Source organism: Dyella sp. A6, from assembly GCF_036320485.1.
GTDB classification, from domain to species: Bacteria; Pseudomonadota; Gammaproteobacteria; order Xanthomonadales; family Rhodanobacteraceae; genus Rhodanobacter_A; species Rhodanobacter_A aluminiiresistens.
The window spans coordinates 2,240,071-2,252,095 of the sequence record NZ_CP132911.1; the positions used below are offsets into that span (position 1 = coordinate 2,240,071).

General features: G+C 64.7%; 14 protein-coding genes and 1 tRNA gene. 6 read left to right on the forward strand and 9 right to left on the reverse strand.

Annotated elements, in window-relative coordinates; translation table 11 throughout:
- Nucleotides 1-41 precede the first annotated feature (41 nt).
- The 4 genes from panC to pcnB form a co-directional block, all read right to left on the reverse strand.
- Nucleotides 42-887: a pantoate--beta-alanine ligase gene (gene panC, locus RA164_RS09990; protein WP_329740702.1), complete on the reverse strand. Its 846-nt coding sequence runs from the start codon at nt 885-887 to the stop codon at nt 42-44.
- 7 nt (nt 888-894) lie between these two features.
- Nucleotides 895-1,725 carry a 3-methyl-2-oxobutanoate hydroxymethyltransferase gene (gene panB / locus RA164_RS09995; RefSeq protein WP_329740703.1) on the reverse strand — a complete coding sequence of 277 codons (831 nt, stop codon included), beginning with the start codon at nt 1,723-1,725 and terminating at the stop codon, nt 895-897.
- A 62-nt stretch (nt 1,726-1,787) separates the two neighbouring features.
- Nucleotides 1,788-2,270 carry a 2-amino-4-hydroxy-6-hydroxymethyldihydropteridine diphosphokinase gene (gene folK / locus RA164_RS10000; RefSeq protein WP_329740704.1) on the reverse strand — a complete coding sequence of 161 codons (483 nt, stop codon included), beginning with the start codon at nt 2,268-2,270 and terminating at the stop codon, nt 1,788-1,790.
- Between the two features lie 6 nt (nt 2,271-2,276).
- Nucleotides 2,277-3,590: a polynucleotide adenylyltransferase PcnB gene (gene pcnB, locus RA164_RS10005; protein ID WP_412731015.1), complete on the reverse strand. Its 1,314-nt coding sequence runs from the start codon at nt 3,588-3,590 to the stop codon at nt 2,277-2,279.
- Between the two features lie 211 nt (nt 3,591-3,801).
- On the opposite strand from pcnB, the gene RA164_RS10010 reads away from it, so the two are divergent.
- Both RA164_RS10010 and fdxA read left to right on the forward strand, forming a co-directional pair.
- Nucleotides 3,802-3,877, forward strand: a tRNA-Glu gene (locus RA164_RS10010).
- A 122-nt stretch (nt 3,878-3,999) separates the two neighbouring features.
- Nucleotides 4,000-4,323 carry a ferredoxin FdxA gene (fdxA, locus tag RA164_RS10015; RefSeq protein ID WP_329740706.1) on the forward strand — a complete coding sequence of 108 codons (324 nt, stop codon included), beginning with the start codon at nt 4,000-4,002 and terminating at the stop codon, nt 4,321-4,323.
- A 117-nt stretch (nt 4,324-4,440) separates the two neighbouring features.
- Here the strand turns inward: fdxA and RA164_RS10020 are convergent, their stop codons facing one another.
- Both RA164_RS10020 and dapA read right to left on the reverse strand, forming a co-directional pair.
- On the reverse strand, nt 4,441-5,025 hold the full coding sequence (locus tag RA164_RS10020; protein ID WP_329740707.1) for a hypothetical protein: 585 nt from the start codon (nt 5,023-5,025) through the stop codon (nt 4,441-4,443).
- A 39-nt stretch (nt 5,026-5,064) separates the two neighbouring features.
- Nucleotides 5,065-5,958 (reverse strand): 4-hydroxy-tetrahydrodipicolinate synthase, encoded by an 894-nt coding sequence (gene dapA / locus RA164_RS10025; protein ID WP_329740708.1) that lies wholly within the window; start codon nt 5,956-5,958, stop codon nt 5,065-5,067.
- A gap of 112 nt (nt 5,959-6,070) precedes the next feature.
- On the opposite strand from dapA, the gene RA164_RS10030 reads away from it, so the two are divergent.
- The 4 genes from RA164_RS10030 (at nt 6,071) to RA164_RS10045 (ending at nt 9,774) form a co-directional block, all read left to right on the forward strand.
- On the forward strand, nt 6,071-6,634 hold the full coding sequence (locus tag RA164_RS10030) for a glycine cleavage system transcriptional repressor (RefSeq protein WP_329740709.1): 564 nt from the start codon (nt 6,071-6,073) through the stop codon (nt 6,632-6,634).
- A 105-nt stretch (nt 6,635-6,739) separates the two neighbouring features.
- Nucleotides 6,740-7,201, forward strand: a complete 462-nt coding sequence (locus tag RA164_RS10035) for a peroxiredoxin (RefSeq protein ID WP_329740710.1) — start codon at nt 6,740-6,742, stop codon at nt 7,199-7,201.
- 82 nt (nt 7,202-7,283) lie between these two features.
- Entirely contained in the window at nt 7,284-8,663 is a 1,380-nt protein-coding gene (locus RA164_RS10040) for a PhoH family protein (protein ID WP_329740711.1), read from the forward strand.
- A 187-nt stretch (nt 8,664-8,850) separates the two neighbouring features.
- Nucleotides 8,851-9,774 carry an aspartyl/asparaginyl beta-hydroxylase domain-containing protein gene (locus RA164_RS10045; protein WP_329743527.1) on the forward strand — a complete coding sequence of 308 codons (924 nt, stop codon included), beginning with the start codon at nt 8,851-8,853 and terminating at the stop codon, nt 9,772-9,774.
- 285 nt (nt 9,775-10,059) lie between these two features.
- On the opposite strand, the gene RA164_RS10050 is transcribed toward RA164_RS10045, so the two are convergent.
- The 3 genes from RA164_RS10050 to grxC form a co-directional block, all read right to left on the reverse strand.
- The gene (locus RA164_RS10050; RefSeq protein ID WP_329740712.1) at nt 10,060-11,073 is read right to left on the reverse strand and encodes an isocitrate dehydrogenase; all 1,014 of its coding nucleotides are present in this window, start codon (nt 11,071-11,073) and stop codon (nt 10,060-10,062) included.
- Nucleotides 11,074-11,256: 183 nt separating this feature from the next.
- Complete coding sequence (locus RA164_RS10055; protein ID WP_329740713.1) at nt 11,257-11,661, reverse strand: carboxymuconolactone decarboxylase family protein; 405 nt, start codon at nt 11,659-11,661, stop codon at nt 11,257-11,259.
- A complete protein-coding gene (gene grxC / locus RA164_RS10060; RefSeq protein ID WP_329740714.1) occupies nt 11,658-11,921 on the reverse strand; it encodes a glutaredoxin 3 in 264 nt (87 codons plus the stop codon). Before grxC ends, RA164_RS10055 begins: the two co-directional genes overlap by 4 nt.
- Nucleotides 11,922-12,025: the final 104 nt, after the last annotated feature.

The window sequence follows — 12,025 nt, forward strand, 5'->3', positions numbered from 1 at the left end:
GCGTCGCAACATCGGGGCCTTTACCGGGATATGGGGATGGCTCAGTCGAACAGCAAGTTGTCGATAAGACGGGTCTTGCCAAGCCGCGCCGCAATCAGGCCGACCAGTCCATCACGCTCGCCCTCTGCGGGCTCGGAAAGGTCGGCTGCGCGACGAATCGCCGCATAATCAGGCTCGAAACCGGCGCGTTCCAGTTTCGACAGCGCCGCCTGTTCAACCACCCGCCACGCATGGCCCTTGCCGATCAGCTCGCGCATCTGCGCCAGTACGGCATGGATCTGCGGCGCCAGGGCCCGCTCCTCGTCGGACAGGTACTGGTTCCGCGAACTCAGCGCCAGGCCGTCCTCGGCGCGCTGCGTGGGGGCAGCCATCACCTTCACCGGCAGCGAGAGGTCGCGCACCATCCGCTCGATCACCTTCAGCTGCTGGAAATCCTTCTGCCCGAACACGGCCAGGTCCGGCTGCACCAGGTTGAACAGCTTGCACACCACCGTGGCCACTCCGTCGAAATGACCCGGCCGGTGCGCGCCCTCCAGCGTGTCGGTGATCTGGGGCACATGCAGGCTGACGCTGTGCTGCGCCCCATACGGATACATCGTGGCGACTTCAGGCGCGAACAGCAGGTCGCAACCCTGTTCGGCAAGGCCGGCCTGGTCCTGCCCCAGCGTGCGCGGATAACGCTCGAAATCCTCGCTGGGCCCAAACTGGGTCGGATTGACGAAAACGCTGGCGACCACACGATCGGCCCGCGTGCGCGCCAGCTTGATCAGCGAAAAATGGCCTGCGTGCAGATTGCCCATGGTCGGCACCAGGCCCACCGTCTGCCCCTGGGCATGCCAGCCACGGATCGCGGCACGCAGGGCGGGAACGTCATGTACGGTTTGCATGCAACCCTCAGTCGAAGCAGTGCTCGGGCGCCGGAAAGGCACCACTGCGCACGTCGGCCACATAGGCCCTGATGGCGGCGGCCACGGAATCGTGGCCGGCCAGGAAATCCTTGCTGAACTTGGGACGCTTGCCGCGGGTGATGCCAAGCATGTCCTGGATCACCAGCACCTGGCCGTCACAATGCGGCCCTGCGCCAATGCCGATCACCGGAATGGACAGCGCGCGCGTCACGCGTTCGCCCAATGCAGTAGGCACCCCTTCCAGCACCAGCATGCCGGCACCGGCGACCTGTACCGCCTTCGCCTCGGCCAGCACGCGGTCGGCGGCATCCTGTTCGCGCCCCTGAATGCGGAAGCCACCGAACTTGTGGACTGACTGCGGCGTCAGGCCCAGGTGTGCGCACACCGGAATTGCCCGCGCGACCAGCGCCTCGATCGCCTCAAGGATGTGCGGTGCCGCGCCCTCGATCTTCACCATCGCCGCCCCAGCCTCGCCCACCAGCCGCGCACCGGCTTCCAGCGCGTGGACCAGGTCGCGATCGGCCATGAACGGCACATCGGCCACCAGCAGCGTAGCGGACAGTCCGCGGGCCACCATCGCCGTGTGATAGACCATGTGGTCGAGCGTCACCGGCAAGGTGCTGGCGTGTCCCTGCATCACCATGCCCAGCGAGTCGCCGACCAGCGCCACATCCACACCGGCGGACTCCAGCTGCCAGGCCATGCTGGCATCGTAGGCGGTAAGCATGGTGATCCGCTTGCCATCGGCCTTCATCGCCTGCAGGCGCGGCACGGTGACCGGCTTGCGCGCTGGAGCGTCGGCATTCTGTACGTACACGGCAGAACCTCGGAGTTGCTGCAAAGCAGAATGCCGATTATGAGTCGCAGAACGACGAAGGCTCAAGGCAATACTTCGCAACCGGCCCGGTCGACCTGTGCCAGCAAGGTATCGACGCGGCCCTGACCGGGCAATTCGAGCATTGGCGCGACGTCATGCAGCGGCAGCAGCACGAACGCCCGCTGCGCAATGCGTGGATGCGGCAAGGTCAGACGCTCATCGTCGATTCGCACGCCGTCCATGTGCAGTACGTCGAGATCCAGTGTCCGTGGCCCCCAGCGCTCGCCGTCGCGCAGGCGGCCGGCGGCCCGCTCCATCGCCAGCAACGCATCGAGCAAGGCATGCGGCGACAGAGACGTCTCCAGCGCGGCCACCGCGTTGACGAACTGCGGCTGCTCGCGCACGCCCCACGGCGGAGTCAGGTACAGCCGCGAGCGTGCCAGCATCCGGCTACCAGGCAAGGCGGCCAGGCCATCCAGCGCATCCAGCACCTGCCGTTTGGGGTCGCCCAGATTGCTGCCCAGCGCGACATAAGCGCGATGCATAGGCGGCTATTTGCCGGTGGGCTTGCGGCGTCGGCGACGACGCTTGCGTGGCGGGGCACTCGACAACTCGGCCTCGACGACATGACTGCCATGGCCAGGCAAGGCCGCCGCCAGGGTCTCGTGCGGCAACTGCTGCGCGTGATCCCACCACTGGCCCAGCTCGCGCATGGCCGGAGATTCATGCGAACGCAGCAACAGGAAATCGAAGGCGGCACGGAAACGCGGATGCGTCAGCAGGCGGAAAACCTTCTTCCGCTGGATCTGTTCGAAGCGCGGCTGCAATGACCAGATCTCCTCCATCGTGAAGGTGAATCGCCGCGGAATCGCCACCCGCTGGCACTGTTCGCCGACCACATGCATGGCCGCACGAGCCCAGGCCTCGTCAGGAGCGCGATCCTGCTCGATCAGCAGCTGCGCCTGATCACGCACTTCACCCCACAGCAGCACCGCGAACAGGAACGCAGGAGTTACCGACTTGCCCTCCGCGACACGCTCGTCGGTGTTCGCCAGGCCCTGCTCGACCAGCGCGCGAAGCGCCTCGTCACCACGCTCCAGCGCCCGTGCCGTGGCCGGAAACATGTACTTGAGCAGGCCGCACTTCTCGAGCATGCGGAAGCTCTTCAACCCATGCCCGGCGAGGAACATCTTCAGCGACTCGTCGAACAGGCGCGCTGGCGAAGCCTCGCCAAGCAGGTCGCCCAGCTCCGCGAACGGTGCTGCCGCCGCCCTGTCGATGCTGAAACCGAGCTTCGCAGCGAGACGAACCGCCCGCAGCATGCGGACCGGGTCCTCGCGGTAGCGCGTGGCCGGGTCGCCGATCAGCCGCAGCACGCGGTCGTCGAGATCCTGCATGCCGCCGACATAGTCGCGCACCGAGAAGTCGCTGATGTCGTAGTACATGGCATTGACGCGGAAGTCGCGCCGCAGCGCGTCTTCCTCGATCGAACCCCAGACGTTGTCGCGCACGATGCGCCCGTCCACGATGTGACGCTCGCCTTCGCTACCCTCTTCTTCGCCGGTGCCGCGGAAGGTCGCGACCTCGATGATCTCCGGGCCGAACACCACGTGCGCGAGACGGAAGCGCCGTCCGATCAGGCGGCAGTTGCGGAACAGCTTCTTGACCTCGTCCGGGGTGGCATTGGTGGCCACGTCGAAGTCTTTCGGCTCGCCGCCAAGCAACAGGTCGCGCACCGCGCCACCCACGAGAAAGGCGTCGTAGCCCGCCTCGTGCAACCGGTACAGCACGCGCAATGCGGCCTTGCTGATGTGCTTGCGGGAAATGATGTGCTGTTCACGCGGAATGACTCGCAACGCGTGCACAGGTTCAGTCCTTGCTTTCGGGTTCAAGCGGTCGGAATCCTTGCGGAAAATCTGCCGGGTAGAGTTGTCCGGTCGCGGAGCCATGCCCTGCATACCGGTTCAGCCGGCCCGAACGGCACCGTGCGGAATAAACCGCAGGATACACATCGGCTGCACGAGGGCATTGCCGGACGAAACAATTCGGCTATACTACCGCGCCTCGCAACAATACGCTCCCATCGTCTAGTGGCCCAGGACACCGCCCTCTCAAGGCGGGAACACGAGTTCGAACCTCGTTGGGAGCGCCATTCTTGCTTCACCTGCGCGATCGGCAGCGGTCGCGGCCCGTAGCGCAGCGATGCCCCTTTCGGCACCCGCCGCCACGATCAGGTGACGCACGCGGTCGTAGTTTTCACGAAAGGCAGGCCTCATGACCTTCGTCGTTACCGACAACTGCATCAAGTGCAAGTACACGGACTGCGTCGAGGTCTGCCCTGTCGACGCCTTTCACGAAGGCCCGAATTTCCTGGTGATCGACCCGGACGAGTGCATCGACTGCACCCTGTGCGAACCGGAGTGCCCGGCGAATGCCATCTATCCGGAAGACGACGTCCCGGCCGGCCAGGAAGGCTTCGTCCCCCTGAATGCCGAGCTCGCGAAAGACTGGCCGGTGATTACCGAGCGCAAGGACGCCCCGGCCGACGCCAAGGAATGGGAAGGCAAGCCGAACAAGCTGTCCCTGCTGCAACGCTGAACAGGCCTGCTTCGCGTCGCCTCGCTTCCGCGAAGCACGCCAGCCATCATCACACCAGCCCAAACGAAAACGCCGCCCAAGGGCGGCGTTTTCAATGGCGACGCGGAAAACCGCTACTCAGCGCACGCCGAGGCTGGACTTCAGCGCGCCGATCACCTTGGCCACGGCCGCCGCATTGCCCTGCGCCCGGACCTCGCTGCCGTTCTGACCGCTGGTCGCGACACTAACTTGCACCGGATAGGTGGCAGCGCCCTTGGCCTGCTTGCTGTCGTGATGGAACATGCGATGGAAGAAGCCTTCCTTGTGGCCCGACAGCGGCGCCGCCGTCACGTCCAGCGCGTAGGTATGCGCGCTGTCGTCGTGCGACTGCACGGTGCCGATGGCACCCGACTGCAGCGCCTTGGCCACGCGGCCGTAGGTGTCGTCCACGCTGGAAGCCAGCACGAAACCATCGGAAATGACGCCACCATTGACGCCGAACCGGGAGGTGGCGCCACTGGAGGTCGGCTGATTGGCGCCGGGCGGCGGAATGACCAGCGCCTCGCTGGCGGTCGGGGTGTCCAGACCCGGAGGAATCTCCAGTGGCGACTCCTGCTTGGCGGTGTCCCACGCCTTGGTCGAACGGAACATGCCGCAGCCCGAAAGCAGCAGGCCGGTAAGCGCCAGGGCCGGCAGGGCAACGGCGAGCGAGGTTTTCTTCATGGAGTCATATTCCGTCAGGTAAGTCGGGCGGCCGCTTTATCAGGCAGCGTCCGCCAAGGATGCCAGAGTCGCCAGTTCCTTGCGCAGCAAAGCCCGCGCAGGACCTTCTTCCAGTTCTACCAGTGGCAACCGCGGCATGGCCAGGCCAAGCCCCAGTTCGGGCAGGCCAGCCTTGACCGCGATCGGGTTCGGCGCGCATTCGAGCGCCTTTAGCAAGGGGTCGAGCATTGCCCCACAGCGCGCCGTACCGTCCCGATCACCACCCGTGGCCGCATCACACAGCGCCCGAAACACCCTGGGCACCAGATTCGCCACCACCGAGATGGTGCCAGCCGCGCCGGCCAGCATGGCCTCGCCAGCTGTCGCGTCGTCACCGGACAGATAGACGAAATCCGGGCGCACAAGTTCCGCAAGGGCGCGAATGCGCGCGGCGTCGCCCCGTGCTTCCTTGATGCCCACGATCATCGGATGATCGTGCAACCTGGCCACCGTCGCTGGCTCGATATCGCATGCAGTGCGGCTTGGCACGTTGTAGAGCACCACCGGCAAGCCGCCCTGCTCCGCCACCTCGAGGAAATGACGGCGCATGCCTTCCTGGGTCGGGCGCACGTAGTACGGCGCCACCACCAGTGCCGCGTCGGCACCGAGCTTCCGCGCCCGACGGGTCAGCGCGACGGTCTTGGCCGTACCCGCCTCGCCGGTTCCGGCGATCACCGGGATACGGCCAGCCACACGCTCCACCGCGAAGGCCAGCAGGCGATCGTACTCGTCGTGTTCGAGCATGTGCGCCTCGCCAGTGGAACCGGCCACCACGACCGCCTGCGTGCCGCCCTCGAGCTGGCTGTCGAGCAAGCGCCCGAACGCCGACAGGTCGAGTGCGCCATCCGCCCCGAACGGGGTAGCCAGGGCACAGATGCTTCCGCGAATGCTCATTGCGTGTTCCGCATGAAACCGAACTGCTGATCTTACTTGCGGGCTCGCCAAGCGGACAAGTAAGCTGGGCGGACCGCCCTTTCGACCGCGTCGAGCGGGACTCTTGCAGGCCATGCCCTTGAACCGCTCCGCCAGCCGCACCGGCAACGACCACCAGCTACTGATCCAGACGCTCACACCCTCCAGCCATGCCCCGCTGCTTGGCCTCGCCAAACGCATTGCCGACGCCGGCTGCAACCTGTCCGACGCGAGGGTTTCCAGCATCGGCGACGACACCTCGCTGATGCTGCTGGCAACCGGCTCATGGGACGCCATCGCCAAGCTGGAAACGGCACTGACCAAGCTGAGCCGCGACGACAGCCTGCGCCTCGTGCACTACCGCACCGAGCCGCGCGCACCCAGCGGCAACCTGCTGCCTTACCTGGTCGAAGTGGTGGCGGCCGACCGCCCCGGCATCCTGGTGCAGATCGTGGATTTCTTCAGCCGCCTGCAGATCAGCGTGGAACAGCTCAGCTCGATGCGCTACCACGCCATGCAGACGGGCGCGGCGATGTTCCAGGCCCAGTTCACCGTGGGGATTCCCGCCGAGCTGCATATCGCCGCGGTACGGGACGATTTTCTCGAATTCTGCGATGGTCTGAATCTGGATGCGATCATGGACCCGGTGAAGTTCTAGCATGCCCCCAAGCATGGCAACTGACAAGGCTGTCATCTGTCATCACAACCGCGCTAGTCTCTGCCTCGCAGACAGGCGAAACCCCGTCGGGTTTCCGGAGAGACCATGCCGACACTCGGAAAGAAAGTCCCCGCACTTAAAGGTGCCACGGGCGACGGCTCCACGCTGAAGCTCGCCGACCTCAAGGGCCAATGGGTCGTGGTGTATTTCTACCCCAAGGACTCGACCCCCGGCTGTACCAACGAAGCCAAAGACTTCCGCGACCTCTACCCGACCTTCCGCAAGCGCCATGCCGAGATCATCGGCGTCTCGCGCGACTCGGTGAAATCCCACGCCAACTTCGCCGCCAAGCAGGAGCTGCCGTTCCCGCTGGTGTCCGACCCGGACGAGACATGGTGCGGCGCCTTCGACGTGATCCACGAAAAAGTGCTCTACGGCAAGCGCTACCTTGGTGTGGTGCGCAGCACCTTCCTGATCGACCCGGACGGCAAGCTCGCCGCCGAATGGCGCGGCGTGAAAGTGCCGGGCCATGCGCAGGCCGTTCTCGACGCCATTCCCGCCAAGTGATCCTGACACACGCCGACCGTCCGACCGTGACATGCCGCATGTCGCGCATCCATTTCTGCATCTCCAGCGAGGTTGCTTCCGCATGACCGAAGGCAAGCGCATCTACGTCCTGGATACCAACGTGCTGCTGCACGACCCCACGTCACTGTTCCGTTTCGAAGAGCACGACGTGTTCATTCCGATGACCGTACTGGAAGAACTGGACGACAAGAAGAAAGGCGGCTCGGAAGTATCGCGCAACGGCCGCCAGGTCAGCCGTTTCCTCAACGAACTGATCGAACGCGGCAACGGCCATGGCATCAGCAACGGCATTGAGCTGTACAACCCGCAGGGCGTAAGTCTGAAACGAGGCAACGCCGTCGGTCGTCTGTACTTCCAGCAGCGCACCACCAACGGACACGGCAAGGCCGACAACCAGATCCTTTCCGCGGTTATCGAACTGCGCGAGCAGTCGCCGGACCGTGCGGTGGTACTGGTCAGCAAGGACATCAACCTCCGCATCAAGGCGAAGATCTACGGCATCCACGCCGAGGACTACGAAAACGATCGCGCGCTGGACGACTTCGCCCTGCTGTTCACCGGTTCGGCCGAACTGCCCGAGCACTTCTGGGACCAGCATCCCGAAGTGCATTCCTGGAACGAGCACGGCAGCACCTACTACCGGCTCGACATGCACGAGGACGAGGACTGGTACCCCAACCAGTGCCTGTACCTGCCCGGCGACAACAGCGTGGAGCTGCGCGTGCTGCAGGTCGACGGACAACAGGCCACGCTGGCACTGCTGGGCGACCACAGCCATCCCAGCCACAGCGTCTGGGGCATCGCCGCGCGCAACCGCGAACAGAACTTCGCGCTCAACGTGCTGATGGACCCCAATGTGGACTTCGTCACCCTGCTCGGCACAGCCGGCACCGGCAAGACCCTGCTGGCCCTGGCCGCCGGCTTGGCCCAGGTGATGGACCAGCAGCGCTACCGCGAGATCATCATGACCCGCGCCACCGTGAGCGTCGGCGAGGACATCGGCTTCCTGCCCGGCACCGAGGAAGAAAAGATGACGCCCTGGATGGGAGCACTCACCGACAACCTCGAAGTGCTGGCCAATCCCGAGGAAGGCGGCTCATGGGGCCGTCAGGCGACCAACGACCTGCTCGCTTCGCGCATCAAGATCCGCTCGCTGAACTTCATGCGCGGCCGTACCTTCCTGTCGCGCTACCTGATCATCGACGAGGCGCAGAACCTCTCGCCCAAGCAGATGAAGACCCTGATCACCCGCGCCGGCCCCGGCACCAAGATCGTCTGCCTGGGCAACGTGGAGCAGATCGACACGCCCTACCTCACCGAGACCACCTCGGGACTTACCTACGCGGTGGACCGCTTCAAGAACTGGGAGCACTCGGCGCATATCACGCTGCGTCGAGGCGAGCGTTCCCGGCTGGCCGATTTCGCCTCGGAAGCACTGTAGCGACAAACCCTGCAGGCGGTCCGGCGTGCCAACCAAACGGCACGCCGGACACCGTTGACGCATTGATCTGCATCAAGCCGCAACAGCCGGTTTCGCTTGACTTGAGACATGGCGGCCACATACTCGTGGCCTGCCGTCCGGCAGCGTGAACTGGCCCCCGTCGATGGATTTCCTCAGCCCCCGCTTTATCGCTCTCTACATTCTGCTGGCATTCGTGCTGTGCGTGCTGCTGGTGCACCTGCGCGGCCGGGCGCGACTGCGCTTCGACCGCCAGCTGGTCGACCACTCCGCCGTGTTCGCGCCGTACAACCTGCTGATGTACGCATTCTCGGCGGTCCCGGCCCGACCGATTCTCGACCGCCGCGGCTTCCCGCAGCTGGACCTGCTGCAGGCCAACTGGCAGACCATCCGCGAGGAAGCCCTGACCCTGTTCGACGAAGGCCACATCCGGGCTGCCGAACGCAACAACGACGCCAGTTTCAACAGCTTCTTCAAGCAGGGCTGGAAGCGTTTCTACCTCAAATGGTACGGCGAGCCACTGGCCTCGGCCGAAGCGCTCTGCCCGAAGACGGTCGCGCTGCTGAACTCCATCCCCAGCATCAAGGCCGCGATGTTCGCCACGCTGGCGCCGAACAGCAAGCTGAACCCGCACCGCGACCCGTTTGCCGGCTCGCTGCGCTACCACCTCGGCCTGATTACCCCGAATTCGCGCGACTGCCGCATCTTCGTGGATGGCGAAGAACATGCCTGGGGCGACGGCAAGGACGTGGTGTTCGACGAAACCTATGTGCACTGGGTCGAAAACAAGACCGACCAGACCCGGGTCATTCTGTTCGCCGACGTCGAGCGCCCGCTGCGCTCACGGCTGGTCGGCGCCATCAACAAACGTGTGGGGGCGTTCATGGGAAAAATCACGGCATCGCCCAACACCGAATCGCCGGAAGAGAAAACCGGATTCGTCAATCGCGTGTTCGCACTCAATCAGCGCCATCGCGACCGCAGCCGCGCTTTCAAGAAGAAGTACCCCAGGCTGTTCCGCGCACTCAAGTACGCCGGCATGCTGCTGCTGATCTGGCTGATTTTCCTCGCGCCCTGGCCTTTCACGCGCTGACCGTCACGCTCGGCGACAGCTATGCGTCCTTGACTTGTTGCCCTTCGTGGAAACCGTCATGGCCCCCAAGACCGCCCAGTTCCAGAAACTCCGTCCACGCCTGTTCGGCCTGGCGGTGTGACCCCGATCAACGCCTGGAACCGCGTCGCCATACCCTCGAAAACGGAACCGGGTCACCACCAGCCCGGCCGGCATTGACCCTTCCGACAGGCGTGCCGGACGAACCCCGGAAACGCGAACGCCGCGGCAAGTGCCGCGGCGTTCGAGACGAAACGCTCAGGTTGTTCAGGCCTTGACGCGCTTGGCGATCGCTTCGCCGAAGCTCTCGGTAGAACCCTTGCCGCCCAAGTCGGGCGTGACGCTGTCGCGATCGTTGGTCATGGTGTCGCGGATCGCCTTGCGCAGCTTGTCACCCTTGGCCACCATGCCCAGGTGGTCGAGCATGTCAGCCGCCGCCAGCAGCAGCGCGCACGGGTTGGCGATGCCCTTGCCGGCGATGTCCGGCGCCGAGCCGTGCACGGCCTCGAAGATCGCCGCGTTCTCGCCGATGTTGTCGCCCGGGGCCAGGCCCAGGCCGCCGACCAGACCGGCGCACAGATCGGACAGGATGTCGCCGAACAGGTTGGTGGTGACGATCACGTCGAACTGCTCGGGACGCATCACCAACTGCATGCAGGTGTTGTCCACGATCATCTCGTTGAACTCGATCTGCGGGTATTCCTTGGCGATTTCGCGGGCCACGTTGAGGAACAGCCCGGAGCTGGTCTTCATGATGTTGGCCTTGTGCACCGCGGTGACTTTCTTGCGGCCCTTCTTGACCGCCATCTCGAAGGCGTAGCGCACGATGCGCGAGCTGCCCTTGCGGGTATTGCGGATGATCGACTGCGCCACCTCGCCGTCTTCCGACAGCGTCTGGCCTTCGGCCAGGTAGGCGCCTTCGGTGTTCTCGCGCACGGTGATGATGTCGATGTTCTCGAAGCGTGCCTTGGTGCCCGGGAAGCTGATCGCCGGACGCACGTTGGCGTACAGGTCGAAATGACGACGCAGGGTGACGTTGATCGAGGTGAAACCGCCACCGATCGGCGTGGTCAGCGGCCCCTTGAGCGCAATCTTGTGCTCGGCGATCTTGTCCAGCGTGGCCTTCGGAAGCAGATCGCCATGCTTGTCCAGCGCGACCATGCCGGCCTCGGCAAAGTCGTAGCTCAGGTCGCAATCCAGCGCGTCGAGCACGCGCAGCGTGGCAGTCATGATCTCCGGGCCGATACCGTCGCCCGGGATCACCGCAATGGTCTTGCTCATGGGGAACTCCTTGAGGAATGAACCGGTCGGCCAGCGCCGTGGGGAACCGCGCAGTGGGCCGATAACCGGTCGATTATCGCCGATATGGCTGATAACGAACAGGGCAGGAGCCACCCGAGGCGTTGCAAATCCTCGCACGGAGCGTTGCGTAAACCTGCATGCGCCCCGTACCGGAAACCCGGATCAGGCGTGATCCGGGCACTGACCGGCGCTGTCCGCCTCGCCCGCTTCCAGCGTATCGAGAAAATCCACCGCGCGGCGCAGATGCGGAATGACGATGGATCCGCCGACCACCAGGCCCACGCTGAACACCTCGAAGAATTCGTCGCGGCTGACGCCGGCTTCCTTGCACTGCGCCACGTGGTAGCTGATGCAATCGTCGCAGCGCAGCACCATCGAGGCGACCAGACCGAGCATCTCCTTGGTTTTCACGTCCAGCGCGCCGGCCCGGTAGGTCTGCGTGTCCAGCGCGAAGAAGCGCCGCACCACCTGGTTGTCCTCGGACAGGATGCGCTCGTTCATGCGTTGCCGGAACGCGGTGAAATCCTCGACCCGGCTCTTGCCGGAGGGCGTATCGCCGCTGCTCATGCGGCAGCATCCAGCAACTCGGCCAGTTTGCCGCTGCGGTCCGCCGCCACCAGGTCGTCGTAACCGCCGACCAGCTGGTCGTTGACGAAAATCTGCGGCACGGTGCGACGACCGCCCGAACGTGCCAGCATGGTTTCCCGCTGCGCCGGGTCGGTGTCCACGCGCACTTCTTCCCAGGCCAGTCCCTTGGCTTTCAGCAGGTTCTTGGCCGCCACGCAGTACGGGCACACGGCGGTGGAATAGACTTCGATTTTCGGCATGGTGGAACTCCGCGAAACAACTGCCCCACAGATGGCGGCAAGTGTTGATTATTACAAGTCGGCGGGCAATGAACCGCACCTGCCCGTCATGGTCGAAGTGCTAT

Excerpts from the sequence above, each read along its gene's own strand:
- RA164_RS10020 (WP_329740707.1), bottom strand. The coding sequence starts at position 5,025 with ATGAAGAAAACCTCGCTCGCCGTTGCCCTGCCGGCCCTGGCGCTTACC.
- fdxA (WP_329740706.1), top strand. The coding sequence starts at position 4,000 with ATGACCTTCGTCGTTACCGACAACTGCATCAAGTGCAAGTACACGGAC.
- RA164_RS10055 (WP_329740713.1), bottom strand. The coding sequence starts at position 11,661 with ATGAGCAGCGGCGATACGCCCTCCGGCAAGAGCCGGGTCGAGGATTTC.
- RA164_RS10040 (WP_329740711.1), top strand. The coding sequence starts at position 7,284 with ATGACCGAAGGCAAGCGCATCTACGTCCTGGATACCAACGTGCTGCTG.
- folK (WP_329740704.1), bottom strand. The coding sequence starts at position 2,270 with ATGCATCGCGCTTATGTCGCGCTGGGCAGCAATCTGGGCGACCCCAAA.
- RA164_RS10030 (WP_329740709.1), top strand. The coding sequence starts at position 6,071 with ATGCCCTTGAACCGCTCCGCCAGCCGCACCGGCAACGACCACCAGCTA.
- grxC (WP_329740714.1), bottom strand. The coding sequence starts at position 11,921 with ATGCCGAAAATCGAAGTCTATTCCACCGCCGTGTGCCCGTACTGCGTG.
- dapA (WP_329740708.1), bottom strand. The coding sequence starts at position 5,958 with ATGAGCATTCGCGGAAGCATCTGTGCCCTGGCTACCCCGTTCGGGGCG.
- panC (WP_329740702.1), bottom strand. The coding sequence starts at position 887 with ATGCAAACCGTACATGACGTTCCCGCCCTGCGTGCCGCGATCCGTGGC.
- RA164_RS10050 (WP_329740712.1), bottom strand. The coding sequence starts at position 11,073 with ATGAGCAAGACCATTGCGGTGATCCCGGGCGACGGTATCGGCCCGGAG.
- RA164_RS10035 (WP_329740710.1), top strand. The coding sequence starts at position 6,740 with ATGCCGACACTCGGAAAGAAAGTCCCCGCACTTAAAGGTGCCACGGGC.